The sequence below is a fragment of the Burkholderia sp. AU27893 genome (assembly GCF_002223205.1).
Classification (GTDB): Bacteria; Pseudomonadota; Gammaproteobacteria; order Burkholderiales; family Burkholderiaceae; genus Burkholderia.
On record NZ_NKFD01000005.1, the window covers coordinates 104,062 to 129,191 of the forward strand.

The 25,130-nt window shown below is 70.7% G+C and carries 25 protein-coding genes and 1 pseudogene; 16 read left to right on the plus strand and 10 right to left on the minus strand.

The genetic code is table 11. The features are described 5' to 3' along the window. The first annotated feature begins 43 nt into the window (after positions 1 to 43). The 14 genes from CFB47_RS32750 (at position 44) to CFB47_RS32815 (ending at position 11,145) form a co-directional block, all read left to right on the plus strand. The gene (locus CFB47_RS32750; RefSeq protein ID WP_089463677.1) at positions 44 to 271 is read left to right on the plus strand and encodes a hypothetical protein; all 228 of its coding nucleotides are present in this window, start codon (positions 44 to 46) and stop codon (positions 269 to 271) included. After that, positions 268 to 579 (plus strand): hypothetical protein, encoded by a 312-nt coding sequence (locus tag CFB47_RS32755; protein ID WP_089463678.1) that lies wholly within the window; start codon positions 268 to 270, stop codon positions 577 to 579. The genes CFB47_RS32750 and CFB47_RS32755 overlap by 4 nt, the downstream gene beginning before the upstream one ends. A 25-nt stretch (positions 580 to 604) precedes the next feature. Next, complete coding sequence (locus CFB47_RS32760) at positions 605 to 862, plus strand: hypothetical protein (RefSeq protein ID WP_089443851.1); 258 nt, start codon at positions 605 to 607, stop codon at positions 860 to 862. A 112-nt stretch (positions 863 to 974) separates the two neighbouring features. Then, positions 975 to 1,484, plus strand: a complete 510-nt coding sequence (locus CFB47_RS32765) for a DUF892 family protein (RefSeq protein ID WP_089463679.1) — start codon at positions 975 to 977, stop codon at positions 1,482 to 1,484. 405 nt (positions 1,485 to 1,889) lie between these two features. Next, on the plus strand, positions 1,890 to 2,078 hold the full coding sequence (locus CFB47_RS32770) for a DUF3008 family protein (RefSeq protein WP_089443853.1): 189 nt from the start codon (positions 1,890 to 1,892) through the stop codon (positions 2,076 to 2,078). Positions 2,079 to 2,124: 46 nt separating this feature from the next. Further along, the gene (locus CFB47_RS32775; protein WP_006767422.1) at positions 2,125 to 2,286 is read left to right on the plus strand and encodes a DUF1328 family protein; all 162 of its coding nucleotides are present in this window, start codon (positions 2,125 to 2,127) and stop codon (positions 2,284 to 2,286) included. Further along, a complete protein-coding gene (locus tag CFB47_RS32780) occupies positions 2,283 to 2,669 on the plus strand; it encodes a DUF3022 domain-containing protein (RefSeq protein WP_089463680.1) in 387 nt (128 codons plus the stop codon). The genes CFB47_RS32775 and CFB47_RS32780 overlap by 4 nt, the downstream gene beginning before the upstream one ends. Positions 2,670 to 2,802: 133 nt before the next feature. Further along, the gene (gene katE / locus CFB47_RS32785; protein WP_089463681.1) at positions 2,803 to 4,908 is read left to right on the plus strand and encodes a catalase HPII; all 2,106 of its coding nucleotides are present in this window, start codon (positions 2,803 to 2,805) and stop codon (positions 4,906 to 4,908) included. A 12-nt stretch (positions 4,909 to 4,920) separates the two neighbouring features. Further along, positions 4,921 to 5,424 carry a DUF421 domain-containing protein gene (locus CFB47_RS32790; protein ID WP_089443856.1) on the plus strand — a complete coding sequence of 168 codons (504 nt, stop codon included), beginning with the start codon at positions 4,921 to 4,923 and terminating at the stop codon, positions 5,422 to 5,424. 39 nt (positions 5,425 to 5,463) lie between these two features. Then, entirely contained in the window at positions 5,464 to 6,477 is a 1,014-nt protein-coding gene (locus CFB47_RS32795) for a Ku protein (RefSeq protein ID WP_089463682.1), read from the plus strand. Between the two features lie 24 nt (positions 6,478 to 6,501). Next, positions 6,502 to 9,267 (plus strand): DNA ligase D, encoded by a 2,766-nt coding sequence (ligD, locus tag CFB47_RS32800; protein ID WP_089463683.1) that lies wholly within the window; start codon positions 6,502 to 6,504, stop codon positions 9,265 to 9,267. A 180-nt stretch (positions 9,268 to 9,447) separates the two neighbouring features. After that, positions 9,448 to 9,870: a hypothetical protein gene (locus CFB47_RS32805; protein ID WP_089463684.1), complete on the plus strand. Its 423-nt coding sequence runs from the start codon at positions 9,448 to 9,450 to the stop codon at positions 9,868 to 9,870. Positions 9,871 to 9,939: 69 nt separating this feature from the next. Further along, positions 9,940 to 10,323 carry a DUF3022 domain-containing protein gene (locus CFB47_RS32810; RefSeq protein WP_089463685.1) on the plus strand — a complete coding sequence of 128 codons (384 nt, stop codon included), beginning with the start codon at positions 9,940 to 9,942 and terminating at the stop codon, positions 10,321 to 10,323. A 273-nt stretch (positions 10,324 to 10,596) separates the two neighbouring features. Then, positions 10,597 to 11,145 (plus strand): type 1 glutamine amidotransferase domain-containing protein, encoded by a 549-nt coding sequence (locus CFB47_RS32815; protein WP_089444024.1) that lies wholly within the window; start codon positions 10,597 to 10,599, stop codon positions 11,143 to 11,145. A gap of 135 nt (positions 11,146 to 11,280) precedes the next feature. On the opposite strand, the gene CFB47_RS32820 is transcribed toward CFB47_RS32815, so the two are convergent. Beyond that, complete coding sequence (locus CFB47_RS32820; protein ID WP_089464267.1) at positions 11,281 to 12,531, minus strand: phosphatidylserine decarboxylase family protein; 1,251 nt, start codon at positions 12,529 to 12,531, stop codon at positions 11,281 to 11,283. Between the two features lie 110 nt (positions 12,532 to 12,641). Here CFB47_RS32820 and CFB47_RS32825 point away from each other — a divergent pair, with 110 nt between their 5' ends. Next, positions 12,642 to 12,887 carry a hypothetical protein gene (locus CFB47_RS32825; protein WP_089463686.1) on the plus strand — a complete coding sequence of 82 codons (246 nt, stop codon included), beginning with the start codon at positions 12,642 to 12,644 and terminating at the stop codon, positions 12,885 to 12,887. Between the two features lie 184 nt (positions 12,888 to 13,071). Here the strand turns inward: CFB47_RS32825 and CFB47_RS32830 are convergent, their stop codons facing one another. The 4 genes and pseudogenes from CFB47_RS32830 to CFB47_RS32845 all read right to left on the minus strand — a co-directional run. After that, positions 13,072 to 13,881 carry an endonuclease/exonuclease/phosphatase family protein gene (locus CFB47_RS32830; protein WP_089463687.1) on the minus strand — a complete coding sequence of 270 codons (810 nt, stop codon included), beginning with the start codon at positions 13,879 to 13,881 and terminating at the stop codon, positions 13,072 to 13,074. Further along, positions 13,872 to 16,067: a VTT domain-containing protein gene (locus CFB47_RS32835; RefSeq protein ID WP_089463688.1), complete on the minus strand. Its 2,196-nt coding sequence runs from the start codon at positions 16,065 to 16,067 to the stop codon at positions 13,872 to 13,874. The genes CFB47_RS32830 and CFB47_RS32835 overlap by 10 nt, the downstream gene beginning before the upstream one ends. Then, positions 16,064 to 16,405, minus strand: coding sequence for a hypothetical protein (locus tag CFB47_RS32840; protein WP_089463689.1), 342 nt, complete (start codon positions 16,403 to 16,405; stop codon positions 16,064 to 16,066). The genes CFB47_RS32835 and CFB47_RS32840 overlap by 4 nt, the downstream gene beginning before the upstream one ends. Beyond that, positions 16,402 to 16,575 (minus strand): annotated as a pseudogene (locus CFB47_RS32845) (MgtC/SapB family protein); the annotation flags it as partial. The pseudogene CFB47_RS32845 and the gene CFB47_RS32840, both read right to left, overlap by 4 nt. 248 nt (positions 16,576 to 16,823) lie before the next feature. Here CFB47_RS32845 and CFB47_RS32850 point away from each other — a divergent pair. Continuing rightward, positions 16,824 to 17,066, plus strand: a complete 243-nt coding sequence (locus CFB47_RS32850) for a DUF6566 family protein (protein ID WP_089463690.1) — start codon at positions 16,824 to 16,826, stop codon at positions 17,064 to 17,066. A gap of 159 nt (positions 17,067 to 17,225) precedes the next feature. Here the strand turns inward: CFB47_RS32850 and CFB47_RS32855 are convergent, their stop codons facing one another. From CFB47_RS32855 to CFB47_RS32875, 5 genes are all read right to left on the minus strand, one after another. Next, positions 17,226 to 18,854, minus strand: a complete 1,629-nt coding sequence (locus tag CFB47_RS32855; protein WP_089463691.1) for a cytochrome c — start codon at positions 18,852 to 18,854, stop codon at positions 17,226 to 17,228. Then, entirely contained in the window at positions 18,845 to 19,246 is a 402-nt protein-coding gene (locus CFB47_RS32860) for a cytochrome C oxidase subunit I (protein ID WP_089463692.1), read from the minus strand. The genes CFB47_RS32855 and CFB47_RS32860 overlap by 10 nt, the downstream gene beginning before the upstream one ends. Further along, a complete protein-coding gene (gene ctaD, locus CFB47_RS32865) occupies positions 19,243 to 21,876 on the minus strand; it encodes a cytochrome c oxidase subunit I (protein ID WP_089464268.1) in 2,634 nt (877 codons plus the stop codon). The genes CFB47_RS32860 and ctaD overlap by 4 nt, the downstream gene beginning before the upstream one ends. Positions 21,877 to 21,889: 13 nt before the next feature. Continuing rightward, positions 21,890 to 22,915 (minus strand): c-type cytochrome, encoded by a 1,026-nt coding sequence (locus tag CFB47_RS32870; protein ID WP_089463693.1) that lies wholly within the window; start codon positions 22,913 to 22,915, stop codon positions 21,890 to 21,892. A 286-nt stretch (positions 22,916 to 23,201) separates the two neighbouring features. Continuing rightward, complete coding sequence (locus CFB47_RS32875; protein WP_089463694.1) at positions 23,202 to 25,028, minus strand: thiamine pyrophosphate-requiring protein; 1,827 nt, start codon at positions 25,026 to 25,028, stop codon at positions 23,202 to 23,204. Positions 25,029 to 25,130: the final 102 nt, after the last annotated feature.

The following is a 25,130-nucleotide window of genomic DNA, read 5'->3' on the forward strand; positions in this document are numbered from 1 at the left end:
GCGCTGGCGACCGACCCGCCGACCCCGCAAGGAAGGAGTGCCGATGACACCTGACACAGCGCAGTGGTTGCAGCGGCCCGAACCGCCGCTACCCGACATCGGGCCGGATCCTGAACCGCCCGATCCCGACGACGTGCCCCCCGACCTGCCCGAGCCGTACCGGCAACCCGAGGGCGACCCGCCGGGGCATGCCCCGCCGGAGCGCGAGCCGCCCGCGCATACGCCGCCGATGGGCGTGGTATCGCGAACGCGCACCGAGGCATCGCCATGAGCGTCCGCGTGCAGCCCGGCGTGTTGCGCGACATCGCCGAAACGCTCGGCCGCCATTTCGAGGCGCGCGCGATGCCGTTCCATATCGAGGAAAAGCCGCTCGGCGCGTTGCATATCGGTTTTCGCGTCGACGGTCATCCGGCGTCGCTGACCGTGGCGTTCGATGCCGACGCGTTCGCCGCGCTCGAGCAGGCCGGCATCGATGCGCAGCGCCGTGCGCTCACGCGCGTGGCGGTGGAATTCGACGCGATGATGGCGCGTCGCGCCCCGACCGCGTACGCCGGCGATTTCCATTTCAACCGGCTATGAGACGCCGGGCACAGGGAGGATTGCGATGAACCCGATCCAGAAGACGATACGCATGGGCGTCGTTGCGTGCGCCGCCGTGTGTGCGCTGGGCGCATGCACGCAACCGGCGAATGGCCCTTACGGCGCCCGTGGTGCGCCACCGGACAGCCGTGGCGCACAGTCGACCACGACGATGCCGCAGGGCGCGGCCGGCGGCGAAGCGGCCGACGGGCCGTCGACCGGCTCGAACGGTGCACAGGGCGACCGGCCGCTGCCGGGCACGCCGCCGCTGATGCAGTACTGACCGGGCGCCGGGACATCACTCACGGTCCGTGCGCGGAATCGCGCGCGCCGAGCAACGCGCCGTCGATGGCGGTGCACGGCACGCCGCGCCGCGATGCGGACGGAGGAAACCGATGGCGAATCCGCGCGAACACCTGGAAGACTGGCTGCGCGATGCGTATGCGATGGAGCGGCAGGCCGAGATGCTGCTCGCCGCGCAACTGAAACGGCTCGATCACTATCCGCAATTGCAGGATCGCTTGTGCCGGCATCTCGACGACACGATCGGCCATCAGGCGCTCGTCGAAGCGTGCCTGATGCGGCTCGGGACGACGCCGTCCGCGATCAAGGACCTGGCCGCGCGCATTGCCGCGTACGGCCGGATCGCGAGCGGCATGCTGGCCGTCGACGAAGTGGTGAAGGGGGCGTTGGCCGGTTATGCGTTCGCGCACGTCGAGATCGCCGCGTATACGGCGCTCGCCGCGGCCGCGCAGGCGGCCGGCGAAGCGGAGATCCACGCGTGCTGCGAACGGATCCTGCAACAGGAGCGCAGCCTGGCCGCGTGGCTGCTGCGCCACCTGCCGGCACTCACGACCGCCTTTCTCGATCGTTCGGCCGTCGATCGCATCGATGCGAAGCGCTGACGGTTGACGATCCTGCATGCTTCGCGGCTTACGGAATGCATGTCCAAAACTTGCCGCCGGCTTGTAAATAATCCGTTCCCGTTTGCGGCGACACGCAGCCCGAACCCGGAACGGACGCGCTTCGACGCGCTGGCACGTTCAATGCATGAGGCAGGCAGACGGTGAACCGCAAATCGACCCGCCGGGCGGCTTTCGAGGCGGATTCGCCGCGGCCACGCGGCCGAGGCATCGTTCTTGCGCAGGGCACCGTGACGAAGGATCGCCAGGCGATGACGATTTCGCGAGCCGGCCCGCCGTGCCGCGACGCGGCGTGACGGCCGGGCGATTCGACCGCATGCCACCCCGTTCAACCCCGTGCGCGCCACCGCTTGCCGCGAGGCACGCACCCACGAGAGGAGCACGACCATGCCAGCCAAATCGCAGGCGCAGCAACGCGCCGCCGGGGCCGCCCTGTCGGCCAAGCGCGGCGAGACGAAAATGAAGGACCTCAAGGCCCCGTCGAAGTCGATGGCCAAATCGATGAGCGAAAAGGAGCTCGAGAAAATGGCCTCCACGCCGACCCACGGCAAACCGAAACACAAGCACGACGCCTGATCGACGCCGATACGTACCGGTGACCGCTGTCATCCAGGAGGGTTCCATGCTTCGATACGCCATCATCTTCTTCATCATCGCGATCATCGCGGCCGTGTTCGGCTTCGGCGGCATCGCAGCCGGCGCGGCGGAGATCGCCAAGATCCTGTTCTACATCTTCGTGGTGATCTTCCTGGTCACGCTGCTGCTGGGCGTCGTCCGACGATGAGCGTCACGCCCGACCGGTCGCAGCGCATCGCGGAACTCGAGCATGCGCTCGCGAACGGTTTTCCGTCGGAATCGACCGTCGTCGTGCACGCGGACGATGCGTCCGGGCGGCTGACGATCCAGGTGTCGTGGGTGCGTGTGCCGGCCGACGCAAGCGCGCGCGACTGGCGGTGCGCGGTCGACCTGCGGTTCGATCCCGACGTGATCGCCCGCTATGCGTCGCTCGACGCGGCCGACCGGCTGCCTGTGCGCACCCATGTGTGCGACAGCGCGCGGCGTGCGGTGGACGCGCGCAAGCCGCGCGTCGAGGACGCGGCGATCGAGTGCGACGTCGCGCTCGACGTGACGCGCGCCGAACTCGACGCGGCATTGCGCGCCCCCTGAATGAAGCCACCGCCGGCCGGTGGGTGCGGTTGCGCCCGGCCGCGCCGGTTTTCCTGCTGTCCGCCCGTGCGCGCCGCGGCAACGCGGTGCGCGCGTGGCGGATCCCCTTCCGAATGCCACGAGGACCTGTTCGATGACCCATTCCCCCTCAACCGGCAAGACGCCGCCCGCCCAGCCGCAGGACAGCGCGAAATCGCGCCAGCTCGACGAGCACCGTTCGCGGCCCGACCACGAGGCGCTGCGCACCAACCAGGGCGTGCGGATCGCCGACAACCAGAACACGTTGCGCGGCGGCCCGCGCGGCCCGTCGCTGCTCGAAGACTTCATCATGCGCGAGAAGATCACGCATTTCGATCACGAGCGCATCCCGGAGCGGGTGGTGCACGCGCGCGGCTCGGCCGCGCACGGCGTGTTCCGCGTGTACGAGCCGATGGCCGACTACACGAAGGCCGCGTTCCTGCAGGACCCGGCCGCCGAAACGCCGGTGTACGTGCGGTTCTCGACGGTACAGGGGCCGCGCGGCTCGGCCGACACCGTGCGCGACGTGCGGGGCTTCGCGGTGAAGTTTTATACCGAAGAGGGCAACTACGACCTCGTCGGCAACAACATGCCGGTGTTCTTCATCCAGGATGCGATCAAGTTTCCCGACTTCGTGCATGCGGTGAAGCCCGAGGCGCCGAACGAGATGCCGACCGGCGCGTCCGCGCACGACACGTTCTGGGATTTCGTGTCGCTGGTGCCGGAAACCACCCACACGGTGCTGTGGCTGATGTCCGACCGCGCGCTGCCCGCGAGCTACCGTGCGATGGACGGCTTCGGCGTGCACACGTTCCGCTTCGTGAACGCGGCCGGCGCCGAGCGTTTCGTGAAGTTCCACTGGCGGCCCGTGAGCGGCGCGTATTCGCTGCTGTGGGACGAGGCGCAGCGCATTGCCGGCCATGACCCGGACTTCAACCGGCGCGACCTGTGGATGGCGATCGAGCGCGGCGACTATCCGGAGTTCGAACTCGGCGTGCAGATGATCGATCCGGCCGATGCCGACAAGTTCGACTTCGACCTGCTCGACCCGACCAAGCTGGTGCCGGAAGAACTCGTGCCGGTGCGCCCCATCGGCCGGATGACGTTGAACCGCAATCCCGACAACTTCTTCGCGGAAACCGAGCAGGTCGCGTTTCATCCGGGGCACGTGGTGCCCGGCATCGACTTCACGAACGATCCGCTGCTGCAGGGGCGCCTGTTCTCGTACACCGATACGCAATTGAGCCGGCTCGGCGGCCCGAACTTCCACGAGATCCCGATCAACCGGCCGGTGTGCCCGTTCGCGAACAACCAGCGCGATGCGATGCACCGGCAGACGATCAACGTCGGGCAGGCGTCGTACGAACCGAATTCGACGAGCGGCGGCTGGCCGCGCGAGACGCCGCCCGCGCCGGCCGGCGGCGGCTTCGAGACCGTGCACGAGCCGCTCGAGGGCGACAAGGTGCGCGTGCGCAGCGAGACGTTCGCCGATCATTTCTCGCAGCCCGCGCTGTTCTACCAAAGCATGACCGAGATCGAGCAGCGGCATATCCGCGACGCGTACTGCTTCGAACTCGGCAAGGTGACGCAGCCGCACATTCGCGAGCGGGTGGTCAACGACATCATCGCCCGCTTCGACGCGGGGCTGGCCGCGCAGGTGGCCGAGCGGCTCGGGCTGCCCGCGCCGCTCGGGGGCGCGACGCCGGCGGTCGCGCAGCGTTCGCCCGCGCTGAGCCTGATCGGCCGCTCGAAGCCGGGCATCCGGTCGCGCAAGATCGCGCTGATCGCGACCGCCGGCACGAGCGAGGCGCTCGTCCAGCAGGTGCGCGATGCGCTGCAGGCCGCGCACGCGGTGCCGACAATCGTCGCGCCGACGCTGGCGCCGATCGGCAGCATCGTGCCGCAGGCGACGCTGGCCGGCATGCCGTCGGTGATGTTCGACGCGGTGTTCGTGTGCGGCGGCGACGGCGACGGCCGCGACCTCGCGCACAGCGCCGACGCGCGGCATTTCGTGCGCGAAGCGTTCAAGCACCTGAAGCCGATCGCGGCCGTCGGGTCGGGGCGGCAGTTGCTGAGCGCCGCGCACCTGCCGGACCCGGCCGAAGGCGTCTGCGTCGGGCAGGCCGTCGATCTCGATGCAGTCCTGAACGACCTGTCCGACCACCTCGGCCGCCATCGCGTCTGGGCACGCGAGCAGCAGGCCGCCGAGTTGCCGGCCTAGCGCCACGCGATCATGGACGTCGTCGTCGCACTGTTCGGACAGGGCCGGATGCTCGGCCCCGGGCAGATGGTGCTGCGCTCGATCGTCGTGTTCGCGATCGCGCTGGTGCTGATCCGCATCGCCGGGCGGCGCGCGTTCGGCCAGCGTTCGCCGTTCGACTACGTGGTCGGCATCCTGCTCGGCGCGATCCTGAGCCGCGCGGTGGTCGGTGCGTCGCCGTTCGTCGCGACGGTGGCCGCGTCGCTCGCGATCGCGCTGCTGCATCGCGTGATCGGCCTGGCCTGCTTGCGCTCGCGCCGGCTCGAACGGCTGCTGGTCGGCGCGGAGCGCGAGGTGTATCGCAACGGCCGCTTCGACGACGCGCAGATGCGCGCGGCGCTGATCACGCCGACGGACGTCCATGAGAGCGTGCGTCAGGCGCTCGGCGCGGACGACCTGTCGGACGTCGACGCGGCGATCCTGGAGCGCAACGGCCACGTCAGCATCGTGCGGCGCAGCCGTTCCCGAAAGCCCTGACGGTTGCGTGCGGCGACGGACGCCGCAAGGAGGACATCGATGACACGCATGATCTGGAAAGGCGCGATCAGCTTCGGGCTCGTTCACGTGCCCGTGCAGCTGTTCCCGGCCACGCGCACCGTGAAGCCGTCGTTCCGGCTGCTCGACAAGCGCTCGATGGACCCGGTCGGCTATCGGCAGGTCAACAAGCGCACCGGCAAGGAAGTCACGCGCGAGGACATCGTGCGCGGCTACGAGTACGAGAAGGAGCGCTATGTCGTGCTGACCGACGACGAGATCCGCGCGGCGAACCCCGAGTCGACGCAGACCGTCGACATCGTCACGTTCGTCGATGCGGGCGCCGTGTCGTTCCTGTATCTCGACACGCCGTACTACCTCGTGCCGGACCGCAAGGGCGAGAAGGTCTATGCGCTGCTGCGCGACGCGCTGAAGGACAGCGGCAAGATCGGCATCGCGCACGTCGTGATGCGCGACCGCCAGCATCTCGGCGCGCTGATTCCGGTCGGGCCGCTGCTCGCGCTCGATACGCTGCGCTGGCAGGAGGAACTGCGGCCGCTCGACGAACTGTCTGTGCCGGCCGACGACGCGAAGCGCGCCGGCGTCAGTGCGCGCGAACTCGCGATGGCGAAGAAGCTGATCGACGACATGTCGGGCTCCTGGACGCCCGACGAGTATCACGACACGTTCCGCGACGACATCCTCGAGCTGGTCGAGCGCAAGGTGCGCGCGGGCCGCATCGAGGAAATCGAGGATCGCCCCGCGCAGACGGCGCGCACGGCGAGCAACGTGGTCGATCTCACCGAGCTGCTCAAGCGCAGCCTGAAGGGCGGCGGCGGTGCGCGTGCCGCGCGCGCGGACGACGACGAGGAAGACCGTGCGTCTTCGCCGTCGCCGTCGACGGGCGCGCGGCGCAAGCCGGCAGCGAAGACATCCGCGAAGGGCGCGGCGAAGAAGCCGGCGAATGCAGCGGCGAAGCGCGCGGCCGCGAAGCACGGCGCGACCGGCACGCACGCGGTGAAGAAGACCGCCGTGCGCCGCAAGCACGCCGCGTGACGATGCGGGAAGGAGGGTGACGCGATGGCCGGCAAGCTCGAACCCTATCGCCGCAAGCGCCGCTTCGATGCGACGCCGGAACCCGAGGGGGCGCATGGACGGCGGCGCGTGCGCGCGGATGCGGACGCGAGCGTGCAGAAGGCGCATGGGCCGCACAAGGCGCACGACGCACATAAAACGCGACCGTCCGCGCGCACGGCCCGGCCGCTGCGCTTCGTGATCCAGGAGCATCACGCTCGGCGGCTGCACTACGATTTCCGTCTCGAACTCGACGGCACGCTGAAGTCATGGGCGGTGCCGAAAGGGCCGAGCGTCGACCCGTCGGTGAAACGGCTGGCCGTGCACGTCGAGGATCATCCGCTCGAATATGCGTCGTTCGAAGGCGAGATCCCGGCCGGCCATTACGGCGCGGGCTCGGTCACCGTGTGGGACGAGGGCACGTGGACGCCCGACGGCGGCATCGCCCGGGCACGCGAAGGCTACCGCGCGGGCAAGCTGACGTTCCGGCTCGACGGCACGAAGCTGCACGGCGGCTGGGCGCTGGTGCGCAGCGGGCGGCAGCAGGGGCGCCAGGAGCAATGGCTGCTGATCAAGGAACGCGACGACGACGCGCGCGATGCGGCCAGCTTCGATGTCGTCGCGCAGCAGCCGGGCAGCGTGCATGACGGCCGGACACAGGCGGCGCGCAAGGCGCCTGCCCATCCGCCGCATGACGGCGGGGCGCGCACGACGGCGATCGATCCGTCGCAGGTGGAAGGCGCGGTGCGCGCGGCATTGCCCGAGCGCGTGACGCCGCAACTCGCGACGCTCGTCGATGCCCCGCCCGCGCACGACGACTGGCGCTACGAAGTGAAATTCGACGGCTACCGGATCCTGGCCCGGATCGCGGGCCGCGGTGCGCGTCGGCACGTCACGCTGATGACGCGCGAAGGCCGCGACTGGACCGCGAAGCTGCGCATGCAGCGCGACGCGCTCGCGGCGCTCGAGGTCGACAACGCGTGGCTCGACGGCGAGGCCGTCGTCCTGGGCGAGCATGGGCTGCCCGATTTCCAGGCGCTGCAGAACGCGCTCGGTGCGGGCCGTTCGGACGCGGTGACGCTGTTCGTATTCGACCTGCCGTTTCTCGACGGATACGACCTGCGCGATGCGCCGCTCACCGCGCGACGCGCGCTGCTCGAACCGTTGCTCGCCGGCAGCGATCCCGCGCGGCTGCGCTACTCGCCCGATCTCGGCGACGACGTCGCGTCGCTGATCGCGAGCGCGTGCGACACGGGGCTCGAAGGGCTGATCGGCAAGCGCGCGGATTCACGCTATCGCGGCGGCCGCTCGTCCGCGTGGATCAAGCTGAAATGCCGGCGGCGCCAGGAGTTCGTGATCGGCGGCTATACCGAGCCGTCGGGCAGACGGCACGGCTTCGGCGCGCTGCTGCTCGGCGTGTACGAACCGGCCGCGGGTGGCAAGCCACCACGCGGCAAACCGCCGTTGCGCTATGTCGGCCGGGTCGGCACCGGCTTCGACACGCGTCTGCTCGACCGGCTCGCGGCGACGCTGCGCGAGCACGAACGCGGCACGACGCCGTTCGACCCGCCGCCGCGCGAACGGTCCCGCACGCGCGTCCACTGGGTCGAGCCGACGCTCGTCGCCGAATGCGAATTCGCGGAATGGACGAGCGACGGCATCGTGCGGCAGGCGGCGTTCATCGCGCTGCGCGAAGACAAGCCGGCACGGCAGATCGTCCGCGAAGTGCCGCGGCCAACCAACACGGAGGCGACGATGAACGAATCCCGCGCGGCGCGCAACGCATCCTCGCGTGCACCGCAACCCGATCCGGCGCACGGCCGCACGCGCGGCGCGCGAGCGTCCGCATCTGCCGGCGACACGCCGCGCGCGGCCGCCGCCGATCAGGTCGGCCGCGTGCGCATCACGCATCCCGATCGGGTGCTCGATCCGCACAGCGGCACGCGCAAGATCGACCTCGCGCACTACTGGCAATGGGTCGCGCCATGGCTGCTGCCGGACCTGAAGGGCCGGCCCGTGTCGCTCGTGCGCGCCCCGGGCGACATCGCCGGCGAACTGTTCTTCCAGAAGCATGCCGAGCGCCGCGAGATCCCGTACGTCACGCAGCACGAAGGGCTCGATCCCGGCCACGGGCCGCTGCTGTCGATCGACAGCGTCGATGCGCTGCTCGGCGCCGCGCAGATGGGCACGGTCGAGCTGCACACGTGGAACGCGCACGCGTCGAACATCGAGCGGCCGGACCGCATCGTGTTCGACCTCGATCCCGATCCGGCGCTGCCGTGGCGCGCGATGATCGACGCCGCGCAGCTCGTGCGCGGGCTGCTCGACGAGTTGGGGCTCGTCTCGTTCTGCAAAACGAGCGGCGGCAAGGGGCTGCACGTCGTCGTGCCGCTCACGCGGCATGCGGGCTGGGACGACGTGAAGGATTTCTCGCGCGCGGTGGCGCAGCACGTTGCGGGCGCGCTGCCCGACCGTTTCACGGCGACGATGGGGCCGCGCCACCGGCGCGGCAAGATCTTCGTCGACTACCTGCGCAACGGCCGTGGCGCGAGCACGATCGCCGCGTATTCGGTGCGCGCGCGGCCCGGCATGGGCGTATCGGTGCCGCTCGACTGGGACGAGGTGCCCGACACGACGGGCGGGGCGCAATGGACGATCGACACGCTGCGCGAACGCCTCGATGCGTTGAAACGCGATCCGTGGGAAGGCTATGCGCACACGCGGCAGCGCATCACCGCGGCGATGCGCGCGCGGCTGGGCGCCGATACGTGAATGCGTCAACGGCGACGCGGCAGACGGTGGCGCCCGTTTTTCGGCGGCGCTGCGCAGATCCCGCGTGCGATCACGGAGGTCGACACGACGGCCCGCATGCGTGATGACCGCGGCATGGGCCTTGCTGAAAGGAAGGGGCAGGAATTTCCTTCACGTGATGTCTATCAGGGAGAAAACTTCATGAAATCGGTATTCGAATCGAAGTGTGTCGCGCCGCGCGTGCTGGCGTGCGCGGCTGTTGCGATCATCGCGGCCGCGCCTGCCGCATGGGCGCAGAACTCGCAGCGCCCGGACGAGGGCACCGGTGCGCCGAATCCGTCGATGGACATGTCGACGCCGGGCACCAACGGCAACACGACCGCGCCGCCCCCGCCCGCGCGCACGCAGCAGCACGGTGCGACACAAGGCACGCGTTCGCACAGCGGCTCGGCCGGCCATGTGAAGCCGGGCGGCGGCCCGAACGGCGCGGGCGCGGGCGGCAGCGGCGCCGGGACTGGCAACGGCACGGGCACCGGCGCCGGCAACGGCAGCTCGCCCGGGTCGACGGGCACGGGCGGCGGCGGTGCCGGCGGGGCGGGCAGCGCGGGTTCCAGCGGCTACTGACGGCACCGAGCCGACGAGGGCGGCGAGGTTTCCCGGGACGGGCACGCCGCCACGACACAGGAGGGCATCATGCAATTCAATTCCCGGAACCGGCTGGAGAATGACGAGAACGACGACATCGACGAGAGCGACGGCCATGCGATCGAGGCGGACGATCTCGATACGACGGTCCATGTCGACGTCGCGACGGGCAGGATCAAGTTCCACTCGACCTGGGCGCTGACGGCCGATGCGCCGCCGGAATTCGCCCGGCATGCGGTCGAACTGGCGCTCGACAGCGACACGATGGAGCGGTATGCGTCGCTCGACGACGGCACGCGGATGCGCGTGCATGCAATTTTGCACGACACGGTGCAGGCGATGCTCGATCGATTGCCCGATACCGATGAGAGCCTGACGCTCACGATCGAAGTGACCGACGCGATGCTCGACACGGCGAGTCGCCTGCAGTAGCGGGGTGAGCGACGCCGTCTCCCGGGTCGCGGGCGGCGGTCGCCGCGCGAACGGCATCTGGCGTTGCATGCGGGAAATTCGCGTGCCGGGCGCGCATCCTCGATGCCCTGCGCCGTCCCGATCTCCGTCGGGTGCTTGCCGAACGCGATCAGCCGTCTGCCCGGCGCGTAATCGTTCCCGAATGGCCGGCGCGCCGCGTGAGCGGAAACGGCACGCCGCTTGCTGCGAGACTGGCGCGGCACGACGTGTGCCGCGTCACTGAAGGAGGGCTTCATGAGCGGAAGACTGGTTCATTGCAAGGTGGCGATTCTCGCGGTCGACGGCTTCGAGGAAGCCGAACTCGTCGAACCGCAGCGTGCGCTTGCGGCCGAAGGCGCACAGGTCGACGTGATTTCGCAGAAGCCGGGCGAAATCCAGGGCTTCAGGCACGTCGACAAGGGTGCGCGCGTGAAGGTCGACCGCACGTTCGACGACGCGCGCGAGGGCGATTACGACGCGGTCGTGCTGCCCGGCGGCGTGGTGAACGGCGACGCGATCCGGATGGTGCCGGCCGCGCGCGAGTTCGTGACGGCGGCCGTCGGGGCCGGCAAGCCGATCGCGGCGATCTGCCATGGCGGCTGGCTGCTCGTGTCCGCCGGCCTCGTGGAAGGCCGCACGATGACGAGCTGGCCGAGCCTGCAGGACGACATCCGTCATGCGGGCGGCAAGTGGGTCGACCAGGAGGTCGTACGCGACGGCCCGTTCATCACCAGCCGCAAGCCGGACGACCTCCCGGCCTTCAACGGCGCGCTGATCGATTCCCTGGCGCCTCGGGCGGCGTGAGCCCGTAGCGGCCGCGCCATGCGTCGTGTCACGCTGACCGACGCACCGGCCACGTTCCGCGCCATTACAAACCGTTGAAAACATTGCACCGCGAGCCGGCGTGCGTCGAGCCTGCGAGCCCGACGCACGTGCGACTCACCGTGCGATCGCGACCGGCGAGTTGACGTTCACGACGGCGGTGCCGTGCTCGAACGGCGGCGCATGCAGGAACCGGTCGATCACACCGGCTTCGAACAGCAGGCAACAGGTCGATCCGCCGAACTGGAAGTAGCCGATCTCGTCGCCCTTGTCGACGCGCTGGCCCGGCACGACGTCGATCACGCAGGACGACACGTCGCCCATGCCGACGAACACGGCGGCCACGGTGCCGATGCCGGGATCGTCGCAGGCGATCGCGACCACGGCGCGCGTCGCGACCGCCGTGATGTACCCCTGGGAGTCGTTCAGCCCGGCCGGGTCGGCGCCTTCCGCCTCGACGATCGAGTAGTAGGTGCCATGGACCCGGTACGCATGCGTGACGACCCCGCGCACCGGTGCGTGCCAGCGATGGTAGTTGTACGCGCTGAGATACGCCTGGTACAGGTCGCCGCCGACGAAGCGCTCGGCGAGCGACAGCCGGGCCGGCGTGAAGATGTCGCGCAGCGAATACGGCTGCGCCTTGATCCAGAACCGGTCGCGCAGCTTCACGTTCGATTCGACGTGGTACGGCGCGGCCTCGCACGCGCTGACGATCACGTGCGGATCGTCGGGCGCCGCGACCGGGCGCGCGCCGTCGCGAAAGCGCCGCGTGAAGAAGTCGTTCCATGACGTGAAGCCGCCGTGCGGCTGGTCGTCGCGATACTGGAACTGCGATAGCCCGATGCGCTTGCTCGCGGCGTCGCAGAACCAGCCGTCGGGCGCCGACGTGTCGAGATGCGCGCGCGAATGCGGGCCGCCCAGGAAGCCGCACCATACGTTCAGCACGTTCTGCAGATGCGCGTTGACGGCGGCGTCGCGAAACAGCGCATGGCCCGACGGCATGCACATCGGCCAGTCGAGAAAGGCATTGATCGGGCACACGATCAGGCTCGCGTCGCTGAACGGCGGCGTGTAGGTCATCAGGTGATCCAGGACGGTCATCAACCCGTCGATCGACGTATAGCCGAGCCGGCGGCCCGATTCGACCGCCTCCTCGATCGCGCGGACCAGCGTCATGCGCAGCACCGCGTGGTCGTCGAACAGCCGCGCGAGTTCCTGCATGGCCGGCGTGCGCAGCCGCTCGCCGGCATGCGCGCGGGCCTCTGCCGCGATTTTTTCCCGGAACGCGGCCATGTGCGCTTCTTCGCGGGCCATCCATTCGCCGAGCCGATGGCGCTCGGGCGGCGGCGGGTTGAGGTCGGTCGGCATCGTGGTCTCCGGGGCGATGATCAGGAACCGATGCAAGGAGCAATCCGCCTGCCCGGTCGGGGCATCGATCTTGCGGATCGGCTGTTGTTTCATTCGTACCGGAGAAAACCATGAGCATGGCTTCAACTGGACGGCGGAAAACCAAGACCGAATCGACGAGCGACGGGCGCGGTGATGCGCAGCACACCGTGGCGCCCACGCGGACGCGTCACACAAGGGCGACGTCGCGTGGCACGCGGCCGACCCGGAAGCAGGAAACGAAGCGCGGGACGGTGATCGCGGGCAGCGGCGGCGAGACGGGCCAGCCGTTGTGGGAGGACGACGGCGGGGCGTTGCCGCCGGAAGAGTGGTCGTGATGCGCAAGCGCGGCCCGTCCGTGCGATGTGAGGGCGCGGACGGGTGCGACGGCACGTGAAGTGCATCGGGGGTTGTCATCGGCACCCGGCGCACGGCAGACGGCATCCGTGTGCGTCATGACGCGTCATCCGTTCCGGCGAGTTTGCCGGTTCGCATGCGCGCGCCCTGCGGTATCGAAACCGTTCACCGCGCATCGGGCGTGAGCAGCGTGGCGTCCCTTTCCGCGTCACCCGGCAGCCGCATCCGCGCGACGAGCGGGTAGTGATCCGACGCATGCCGCGCGCGCACACTGCGGTGTACGACCACATCGACCAGCCATTCGCCCGGATGAATCCAGATCCGGTCCAGCGAGAACACCGGGTAGACGGTCGGGAACGTGCGCGGCGCCGGCGCGCGCCGGAACCGCGTGACGAGCGCCTGCAGCGCGCGGCCGCGCACGAACCATTCGTTGATGTCGCCGAGCAGGATCACCGGCATCGCCCCCGTGTCGAAGGCCGCGAGCAGCCGCTGCACCTGCGCGCTGCGCTCGCTTGCCGACAACCCGAGGTGGGTCGCGACCACCCGCAGCGTGAGCGCGCCGCAATCGATGTCGGCGTCGAGCGCCCCGCGCGGTTCGCGCGCGTGAAACGACAGGTCGAGCGTGCGTGCCGCGCGGATCGGGCAGCGCGACAGCACCGCGTTGCCGTAGCGGCGCTCCGGCGTGTCGATCGTCGGGCCGGCCACCGCATGCATGCCGGTCGCGTCGCGCAGGTGCGCGAGCACGTCGGGCGCGCGCGTGCCGCCGAGCGGGACTTCCTGCAGCGCGATCACGTCCGCGTCGAGTTCGTCGATCACGGCCGCGATCCGGTCGGCCGCGCGCGCCGGCCACGCGCCGTAGCCGCCGCGGATGTTGTACGTCGCGATCCGCCAGTCGCGTCCGCCCGGCGCGGCGGCCGGCGCGTCGTCGGCGGCGAGGATGTGCGGCGGCGGCGCCGCATGCGTGCTCAGCGCCATCGTCGCAGCACCCTGACGAGCAGCACAGAGAGGCCGACCAGTGCGATGCCGATCGCCGCGAGCCACGCGAATGCGCCGGGCCGGGGATGGTTCAGCGCGGCTGTCAGCTGGTGCGCGAACGTGACGGTCAGCACGAGGCCGGGCAGCATGCCGATCGCGGTGCCGACCAGGTAGTCGCGCAGGCCGATATGCGACGCGCCGGCGACGAGGTTCACGACGGTAAACGGCGCGATCGGCAACAGCCGCAGTACGGCCATCGCGAGCACGCCGCGCCGGCCGATGTGCTCGCTGAGCCGGTTCGCGCGTGCGCCGGCGAGCCGGCGCACCGCATCCCGGCCGAGCCAGCGGCCGATCCCGTAGTTCGCGGCCGCAGCCGCCATCGTGCCGGCGGCCGCGTAGGCCACGCCCGGCCACGCGCCGAACACGAGCCCCGTCGCGGTGATCAGCAGCGTGATCGGCACCGCGAAGGTGGCCGCGACCACGTAGCCGGCCAGCAGCAGCGCAGGCGCGGCGGGCCGTTGCGCGAGCGTGGCCAGTGCATGCGCGAGCGACGCGATGTTCACCCGTTCGCCGAGCGGCGTGAAGCGCCAGGCGAGCGCGAGCGCGGCGACCAGCAGCACGGCCATGCCGAGGACGAGAAACCGCGCGGTCAGCGGGCGATGGCGGTCGTGCGGCACGAATTCGCGGACGAACCGGTCGGGTTCGATCGGCTGCTCGGGGTCGAGCCGCGCGCTCACCGGCACGAGCGCGTCGAGTTGCGGCGCGACGGCCGGGTCGAGCGTGCGCAGCGTGCGGCCCGGCTTCGCGCGCAGCCGGTCGAGCGCGGTGTTCGGCCGCTCGCCGCGCGCGAATGCATCGGCCACGGCCGCGGGCGTCGTGTCGAGATGTTCGGCCAGCAGCCGGTCGCGCAGCGCGGCGATCGCGGCGCGGATGCGCGCATCGCCGGCCGCCACGAGCGCAACGCAGCATTCGGTGTCGAGCAGCATCGAACGGTTGTTGAGGTTCGCACTGCCGATCACGACGCATTCGTCATCGGCGATCGCGAGCTTGCTGTGGACGTTCACGCATGCGTCGCCGAGCCCGTCGACGTGCGGATACAGCAGACGGTAGCGGCCGAAGGGGTCCGCCGACACGAGCGCCGCGTGCAGCCGCGCGCGCAGCACGCCCATCGTCGCTTCCTGCAGCCAGCCGCTCTGCACGCGCGGCGCGACGACGGTCACGTCGGGCCCGTGCGCGTCGGCGAGGCGGGCGGACAACGTTTCGCGCACGACCGCCGCGGTGAAATACTGGTTTTCGACATACAGGTGCCGGCGCGCCGCACCGATCGTGTCCGCGACGAGCGCGCACACCTGCCGCACCGGCTCGCGGCCGTCGTGGCGCGGCGCCGTGTACGCGATGCCGAGCCGCACGTCGCGCACGTCGACGCGGGCGTCGGGCGGCCACGGATCGTCGTCCGGCCGCTCGAGGTGGCGTTGCGCGCGGATCGCGATCGGGCGGCCGCACGCCTGCCGCCAGCGCGCCCGCGCCTGCTCGCCGATCGCGGCCGCCGCGTCGCCGTCGAACATCGCCTGCACGTCGTGAAACGGCGCGTACGGCGCGCCGTCTTCGTCGTGGCGGCGCGGATCGCCGGCCGCGTGCGCCGGTGTGTCCCAGCGCGCGCGCGTCAGGTCGAGGCCGCCGACGAACGCGAGCCGGTCGTCGATCACGACCAGCTTCTGGTGATGCGACGCGCCGCGCGGATGCGTGCCGTCGAGCCGGAACACGATGCCGCGATGGGCGCGCCAGCCGGCCCGATACACCGGCGGCCAGTCGCGCTCCAGCGCGTAGATCATCGCGAAATCCCACGCGAGCACATAGATGCGCAGGTTGTGCCGCCGCGCGGCCAGCGCGTGCAGGAATGCCGCGAGCGTGTCGGGGAGCGTGTCGTCGGGGCCGCCGGGCGCGAGCCGCATCCGGCTGTCGACGTCCCAGCCGACGATGAACACCGTATGGCGTGCGCGCAGCAGCGCGGCGCGCAGCGTCGAGAAATACGCATCGCCGTCGACGAGCATCGTGAAGCGGCTCGCGGCGCGGATCGTGTCGCAGTTGCGGCCGCGTTCGAGCAGGCCGTGCCGCGGGATGTCGCTCGCGTGCGTGGCGTCGACGGTCGTCGCGTCGGCGCGTGTCGTGCGTTCCGCCACGGTCATCGGGTACTGACCTCCCGGTTGCCGTCGAGGTGCGGCAGCAGCGTATCGCGGCGCGCGCACGGTGCCCGCAGCCCGAGCGAATGCACATCGAGTCGTGCGCGTTTGCCGGGGTGGTCGCCACCGCCGCGCATGACGGCGACGTGGTCGATTCCTTGCGCAAGCGTCGTCGCTGCGTGTGCGATGCGAATTCGCGCGAGGCACCCGCATTCGGCGTGACGACACACGCGCCACGCATGCAGCGTGTCGACCGGTTGGCCGGCGGTGAGCCGCGCGCCCGGCCGCATGCGGGTGGCAAGCCGGCGCGTCACGAGATAACCCGGCAAATGGGTCTGGGTCACGCGAAGCTCCTTGACGAAGGTTCGGGTTGACAGGTGCGGACGCAGGCGATGTTTCTCGGCGTCTCGCAGATGGCGTCGCACTCCGGGCCGCTCGTGCAAGAGAAGGACACCGAAATGTCGTCGGTGTCGGGATCGTCGTCCGATTGCTGGACGATGAACCGCTTCACGCGCTCGAGCCAGATCACGCTGCCGGGCAACGCCGCCAGCAGCAGGCGCCCGGGCAGTTCGAGATGGCCGATCATGACGTGTCCTCCTTCCGATGGGTACGAGCCGTGCCCGGCGGCGATGCGACGCGCATCAGGCACGCAAGCCGCGTGCCGGCCGGGAACGGCGCATGCGCAGAGGGCGGGGGGCGCAACCCGCGACAGGCGGCGTGCATTTTTTGCATCGACATCGCAGATAAGGACAGGAGACCATCGTGGGGCATCAACAGGACGCGCAGGTTCGCAATCCGTATCGCGGTCACGAGATTCTCGTCTGGGCACGGCGCGACGAACGCGGCGCGTGGCGTGACGAGGTGCAGGTGTATGTGGACGGCGCACGCATCGAGTTGACCGTGCCGGCGCCGGCCGGTCGCGCGTGGTCGACCGAACTCGAGGCGCTGCGCGGCGGCATCGAGCGTGGCCGCGACCTGATCGACCGGCGCCTGGACGGCCAGTGACGGGCATGACGCCAGCCCACCGTCAACGCAAGCCGTCTCGCGCCAGCGAGGAGTCCGATAAGCGATCCGCGTACCCTTCATATCGACCGCCACGACCCCGATCGCGACGCGCGGCCCTACCTGCCGCGATACGACATCGACGTCGAACCGCCCGACCGCTCATCGCTGGATGGCTTCCCGCAACCGCCTGACGTCCTGCTCTGACACCGGGGCGGCACGATTGCCCCAGCCGCCGCGCACATAGCTGACCACCGTCGCGATTTCGTGGCTGGTCAGCGTGCCGCGCATGGCCGGCATTCGCGTCAACGGGTCGTCCTTGCCCGGCGCCGGCCGTGCCCCTTCGACGACGATGCGGATCGTGCTGGTCGGATCGGTCGCGAGCACGACCGGATTGTCGGCGAGCGGCGGCCCGCGATCGCGCACGCCTTGGCCGTCCGCACCGTGGCAGCGCGCACAGAATCCCGCATACACGCCGGCCCCCGGCGCCTGCTGGCCGCCTTCCGGGCGCGGGCCGGCCGCGGTCAGCCGCGCGGTGCCGACGCCGAGCGGGTTCGTCGCGGCGGTGGGCCGCGCCGGCAGCGATTTCAGGTAGACCGCGATCGCGTGGCGATCGGCGTCGGTGAGCCATGCGGTGCTCTCGTCGACGACGGGCGCCATCGCGCCGAACACCGCGCCGCGTGCCGCATGGCCGCTGCGCAGGAACGTGGCGATGTCGTCGGCCGACCAGCGGCCGAGGCCGTCCGCCGCCGCGCCCGTCAGGTTCGGTGCGAACCAGTGGTCGTTGATGCCGCCGGTGAGGAACGCCGCGCTGCGTTCGTCGTAGCCGCGCTCGTTGAAGCCGGGGCCGCGCGGCGTATGGCACGCGCCGCAGTGGCCGAGCCCCTGCACGAGATACGCGCCGCGATTCCATTCCGTCGAGCGCGACGGCTGCGGCTCGAACCGCTCGCCGCGCGCGAATACGACGCGCCACAGCGCGAGCGCCCAGCGCTGGTTGAACGGGAACGGCAGGCGGGTGGCACGCACCGCGTTCGCGGACGGCGCGACACCGCGCATGAAATACGCATACAGCGCGCGCACGTCGTCGGCGCTCAGCCGCGCGAACGACGGGTACGGCATCGCCGGATAGAGCCGGCTGCCGTCCGCGCGCACGCCGCGCCGCAACGCGTCGTCGAATTGCTGCAGCGTGTAGCGGCCGATCCCGTGGGTCGGGTCCGGCGTGATGTTCGGCGCATAGATCGGCCCGAACGGCGAGTTCACCGGCTGGCCGCCTGCGTACGGCGTATGGTCGGCCGCGTCGTGGCAGGCCGCGCAGTCGCCGGCGCGCGCGAGGTAGCGGCCACGCACGAGCGTCGCGGCGTCGGTGTCCGCGGCGGCGGCCTTGACGATCGGGCGGCGGGTCGCGGCATCCGGGGGCGTCGCGGGCGGTGCGGATGCTGCCGTGGCGCCCGGTTGCGCGAGCCATGGGTCCTGGTTAGCACGCGCGGACATCGACGCAGCGGGCGCAGCGGCGTCTGCAGCGTCTGCGGCCGATGCGCGAATCCGGATGTATCGCCAGCCGGTGTCGGGCTCCTCCGTCGGCACGGAAGCCGACGACGCGGGTTCCGTCGCATCGTCGGTGCGCGCGGTGTCGTCCTGCGGGCTGCAGCCCGCGAGCGCGCCGCACACGGCGAGCGCCGCGAGCGCCCCGAGCGCACCGAGCGCACCGAGCGCGACGCCGGCGCGACGGCCAAGCGTACCGAGCCGCGCGAACCGGAGCGGGTCGACGATCAGGTTCAGGATCAGTGCCATGGGCTGCAAGGCCCCACGAAAGCCGTGACGATCCCCGTGAACACGAGGCCGATCACGAAGCCGAGCGCGGCGAGCATCCCGCAGCGCGCGAGGAAACGCGTACTGTCGTCGCGCGTCGCGCCGGATGCATCGGTATCGTGCCGATGCCGCCAGGCGCGCGCGAGCCAGGTCGCGAAGGCGGCGGCCAATGCGAACGCGCACGCGGCGATCAGCGCGAGCCACACGCCCACGTGCGCCCAGTGCGGCACCGCTTGCGCGACGCCGAGCGGATAGCATGCGGTCGACGCGAGCGTCTCGGAGACGAGCATCTGCGCGAACCACAGCGCCGGCGCACCGACGAGGGCGGCCGCGATCGCGAGCAGCGGGGTCGACGTGCGTCGCGCGCCGTTCATCCCGGCCTCCTGAGCCAGTACGGCGACACGTACAGCGCGGTGAAGATGAACAGCCACACGACGTCGACGAAGTGCCAGTAGAGCGCGCCGACCGTCAGCGCGACCCGCCGCTCGCGGCCGAAGAAACCGGCGGCAGTCCACCCGGCCAGCAGCGCGAGGATCGCGAGCCCGGCGACGACGTGCGCGAGGTGGAACCCGGTGATCGTGAAGTAGAGGCTGCCATACAGGTGCGCGGTCGGGCCATAGGGATGGTCGCGCCACTCGTGCAGCTGCACGAACGCGAACGCGGTGCCGAGCGCCAGCGCGACGGCGAGCGCGGCCACCGCGCGCGGCCGCCGGCCGGCCCGCACGGCGCGCTCGGCGAGCCACACGAACCCGCTGCTCGACAGCAGCACGACCGTGTTGACGGCCGCGAGCCCGATCTTCGGCATGCCTTCGGGCGGCCACGATGCGGCCGATTGCGACTGCAGGTAGAAGTACGCGAACAGCAGATAGCCGAACAGCCCGGCTTCGGTCACGACGAGCGTGATCACGCCCCACCAGCCGCCTGCGCGCTCGCCGCAACTGCCGACCGGCAGCGGTGCGAGGCAGGCGGCCGGCGCGTCGTGCGGCACCGGGGCCGGCAGCGGTTCGTCGGGGCGGCTCACAGCGGCGGGCGGGGCCGGCGCCGGTTCGCGACGGGGCGGCTCGTCGCGCTGCCACAGCGTGCGCCGCGGCCACAGCCACGCGGCGGTGGCGATCGCGCAGCCGGCCACGGCCGCGCCGACGAGCGCGGGCGAGCGCACCAGCATCGCCGCGAACACGGCCGTCGCGAGCAGCGCGAGCACGAACGGCAGGCACGTGTCGTCGGGCATCTTCAGGATCGCGTCCGGCGTGGCCGCGAGCGGCGTCACGGCGAGCGCCTCGCGCCCGTCGGCGAGCCGGTAGCCGACGCGCACGCTGGTGCGGCGCGCATCGTCGCGCGTTTCCCACAGCGGATGCCGCGACGCGACGAGCGGCAGCACCGCGAAGTTGTAGACGGGCGCAGGCGACGCGACCGACCATTCGAGGCCGGCCGCACGCCACGGATTGGCGCCGGCACGCGCGCCGCGCCGCGCGCTCACGAGGGCATTGACGACGAACATCACGATGCCGATGCCGAAGATGAACGAGCCGATCGTCGTCAGCAGGTTCGACGTGTCCCAGCCCATCCCGGGCGGATAGGTGTAGATGCGGCGCGGCATCCCGAGCAGCCCCGACACGTGCATCGGGAAGAAGCCGACGTTGAAGCCGGTCAGGACGACCCAGAAGGTCCAGCGGCCGAACCGTTCGTTCATCATCCGCCCGGTGAACTTCGGGAACCAGTACGTGATCCCGCCGAGCACCGGGAACACGTTGATGCCGAGCAGCACGTAGTGCAGGTGCGCGACGACGAAGTACGTGTCGGTGAGCTGCCAGTCGAGCGGCACGGCGGCCGTCATCACGCCCGATACGCCGCCGATCACGAACATCAGCACGAAGCCCGCGAAATACAGGAACGGCGTGCGGAATACCGGGCGGCCGGTCCAGATCGTCGCGATCCACGCGAACACCGCGACCGCGCTCGGGATCGAGATCAGCATGCTCGCCGCGCCGAAGAACGCGAGCGCGAGCGGCGCGATGCCGGTCGCGAACATGTGGTGAACCCACACCTCGAAACCGATCAGCATCGTCGCGACGGTCGAGACCGCGACCGCCTCGTACGCGACGAGCGGCCGCCGGCAGAACGCCGGCAACGCGTCGGACACGATGCCCATCGCGGGTAGCACCACCACGTAGACCCACGGGTGCGCGAACATCCAGAACAGGTGCTGCCACAGCAGCGGCCGGCCGTCGTGCGCGACGTCGAAGAAATGCGTGCCCGCATTGCGGTCGAGCCACAGCAGCAGGAACGCGAGGCTGACCGACGGCACCGCGACGAGGTTCGCGACCGACGCCGTCAGCGTGCCCCACACGATGATCGGCAGCCGGTCGATCGACATCCCGTGCGCGCGCATGCGCAGCAGCGTGACGACGAAGTTCGCGGCGCCGCCGGTCGTCGAGATGCCGAGCAGGATCATCCCGAGCGCGTAGATGTCGATGTTCGCGCCGGCGCTGTAGTCGAGCGACGTGAGCGGCACGTAGTTGAACCAGCCGCCGTCGGGCACCGCGCCGAGCGGAAAGCTCGCGTACAGGAACAGCCCGGCGAACAGGAACGCCCAGTACGAGAACGCATTCAGCCGCGGGAACGCCATGTCGCGCGAGCCGAGCATCAGCGGCCACAGGTAGTTCGCGAAGCCGGACAGCACGGGCAGCGCGTACAGGAAGATCATCGTGACGCCGTGCATCGTGAACAGCGCGTCGTATTGCGCGGGCGTCAGCAGCGTCGCGTTCGGCCGCGCGAGCTGGATGCGCATCACGAGCGCCTCGACGCCGCCGAGCAGCAGGAACGCGAATGCGGTGACGATGTAGCGCAGCCCGATGCGCTTGTGGTCGACCGTGCCGAGCCAGCCGCGCCAGCCGGGCGCCGATTCCCACAGCGCGGCGAGCGCGCGCTCGTGCGCGGAGCCGGGCGGCGCATCGCCGAGATCCGGCACTCGGGCGGGGGCAGGCAGGTCGCGGGCGATGGCCATCGGCATCCTCCGTTCAGTGCAGGGTCGCGAGATACGCAGCGAGATCGTCGGCGTCGCGCGGTGCGAGCGCGATCGACGGCATCAGCGTGTCGGGCTTGATCTGTTGTGCCTGCGCGACCCAGCGGCGCAGGTTGTCGGGCGTGTTGTCGAGCGTGCCGGCCGCGAGCAGCCGGCGCGACGCGACGTGCGTGAGGTCGGGGCCCGCGTCGCCCGCCGCATCGGTGCCGAGCACCGCGTGGCAACCCGCGCAGCGCGACGCGAACACGCGCTGGCCGCGCCGCGCCGCATCGGCGCCCGGTGCGGGGGCCGGCTGGCGTTGCGCGGCGAGCCACGCACGGAACGCAGCGGGCGGCTCGGCCACGACCTCGAGGGCCATGTGCGCATGCTGCGCGCCGCAGTATTGCGAGCACTGGCCGCGATAGCGTCCCGGCCGGTCGGCCTGTAGCCATTGCTGGTTGGTCTGGCCGGGAATCGTCTGCGTCTTGCCCGCGAGCTGCGGCACCCAGAATGCATGGATCACGTCCGCGCTCTTCAGCTCGATCGCCACGGGCTCGCCCACCGGGATGTGCAGCTCGTTCGCGGTGACGAAACCGGCGCCGTTTGCCGGATCCGGATAGCGCGCGGCCCACCACCAGTCGTGCGCGGTGACGACGATCGTCAGCGCGGGCGGGCGCGGCGGCATCGCAACCGCGCCGAGCACGCGCAGCATGTAGACGAGCGCGCCGAACAGTAGCACGATCGACACCGCGCTGCCGGCTGCCACGAACAGGACGCCGTCGCGCCGGCCGCCGGTGCGCGTGCGGCGATGGAACAACGCGGCCAGCAGCAGCGCCGCGATCACGAGGCTCACCGCCGTGCACAGCGCGAGCAGCGCCCAGCCGAGCACGAACACGGGCTGCGCGGCCGGTCCGCCCGCGTGCGCGACGTACGCGAGCGGCAGCGGTTCGCCGGCCGCGCACGCGGCGGCCGGCGCGGCAACGCACGCGAATTCGGCGAGGCGCGCGGCGCGGCGCGCGGTCGATGGCGGCGGGACGGGCAACACGGCTCCTGCGAAGGGCGACGACTCGCGTCGACGGCAACCGGCACCGGAGCAATTCCCGTGCGCGGCGGGCGAATCCGCGGATGGCTCGGGCGTTGCACGCGCAATGTCGTGTGCGTTACAGCCCCGTTGTAATTCGGCTGCCCGCCTGCGTTACGTCGATCGACCGGGCAGCCGATGCGTGGCGCATCCGCGGGAATTTTCCGTTTACGCTCGCGCGGGCGGGACGACGTCGACATCGGCTCGCGCGCCGTGCCGCGTCGCGTCGGCCCGTCGCGCTTCCTCCTTACGATTCGCCTTTCCCGCGCTTGCCGCCCGATTCGCCGTTGCCCGGCAGCACGGCGGACAGCACCTGCCGCGCGGTCTCGACGATCACGCTGCCCTCGCGCGGATCGCCTTTCACGAGCGTCTCGGCGAAATGCTTCGCCTGCTGCAGCGTCACGTGCGGCGGCAGCGGCGGCACCTCGGGGTCGCACTTCACTTCGAGCACGACCGGGCGATCGGCCGCCAGCGCTTCGTCCCAGGCGGCGCCGAGCTGTTCCGGATCGTCGACGTAGATGCCCTGCAGGCCGACCAGCGTCGCGAAGCGGTAGTACGGCACGTTCGGAATCTGCTGCGACGCGACGAACTTCGGGTCGCCTTCCATCACGCGCTGTTCCCACGTGACCTGGTTCAGGTCCTCGTTGTTCAGCACCATGCAGATCCAGCGCGGATCGGCCCACTGCCGCCAGTATTTCGCGACCGTGATCAGCTCGGCCATGTTGTTCATCTGCATCGCGCCGTCGCCGACCATCGCGATCACCGGCCGCACCGGATGCGCGAACTTCGCGGCGATCGCGTAGGGCACCGCGGCGCCCATCGACGCGAGCCCGCCCGACAGCGACGCCATCATCCCGCGCCGTATCATCAGGTCGCGCGCATACCAGTTTGCGCAGGAGCCCGAATCGCTCGTCAGGATCACGTCGTCGGGCAGGCGCGGCGACAGCTCGGTGAACGCGCGCTGCGGATTCACGCCGCGCCCGGCGGTGGCCTTCGCGGCCGCCCGCGCGGCGAGCGTGTCGTGCCATGCCGTGTTCCAGGTCGCGATCCGGTCGCGCCAGCCGGTGTCGCTGCGTGCCTCGAGCAACGGCAGCAACGCGCGCAGCGTCTCGGCGCTGTCGCCGACGAGATTGACTTCCATCGGGTAACGCAGGCTCAGCATGTCGGCCTTCAGGTCGATCTGCACGCCGCGCGCGTGGCCTTCCTTCGGCAGGAATTCGGAATACGGGAAGCCGGAGCCGACGACGAGCAGCGTGTCGCACGCGTTCATCAGCTCATAACTCGGCTTCGTGCCGAGCAGCCCGATCGAGCCGGTGACCCACGGCAGGTCGTCCGGCAGCGCGGCCTTGCCGAGCAGCGCCTTCGCGGCGCCCGCGCCGAGCCGGTCGGCCACCGCGATCACTTCGTCGGTCGCGTGCAGCGCTCCCGCGCCGACCAGCAGCGCGACCTTCCTGCCCGCATTCAGCACGTCGGCCGCACGCTGCAGATCGTCGGCGTACGGCACGACCTTCGGCGCCGTGTAGCCGATGCCCGAATGCACGGTGCCGTGCGCGCGCTTCGGCGGTGCGTAGTCGAGTTCCTGCAGGTCGTTCGGCAGCACGAGCGCCGTGACCGTGCGCGCGCCGAGCGCGGTGCGCACCGCGCGATCGACCAGGTGGCGCACCTGGCCCGGCACCGTCGCGAGCTGCACGAACGCGCCCGCGACGTCCTTGAACAGCGCGGTGAGATCGACCTCCTGCTGATAGTGGCCGCCGAGCGCCGCGCGCGCCTGCTGGCCGACGATCGCGAGCACGGGCATGTGGTCGAGCCGGGCGTCGTACAGGCCCGTCACGAGATGCGACGCGCCGGGGCCGGAGGTCGCGACGCACACGCCGAGCTCGCCTGTAAATTTTGCATGCGCGGACGCCATGAAGGCCGCCATCTCCTCGTGCCGCGCCTGGATGAATTCGATCTTGCCGTCGGCACGGTTCAGCGCGCCGAAAAAGCCGTTGATGCCGTCGCCCGGGTAGCCGTAGATGCGACGCACGCCCCAGTCGTACAGCCGCTCGACGATGAAATCCGCCACTGTCGTCATGCCGTTTCTCCCTGGTTCGGTAAGAGCCGATGCGAGGCCGTCGCGCAAGGCGCATGCCGCGCATCCGGGCTGGTACGGGCGTTGCACCCGGCAGGCGGCGGC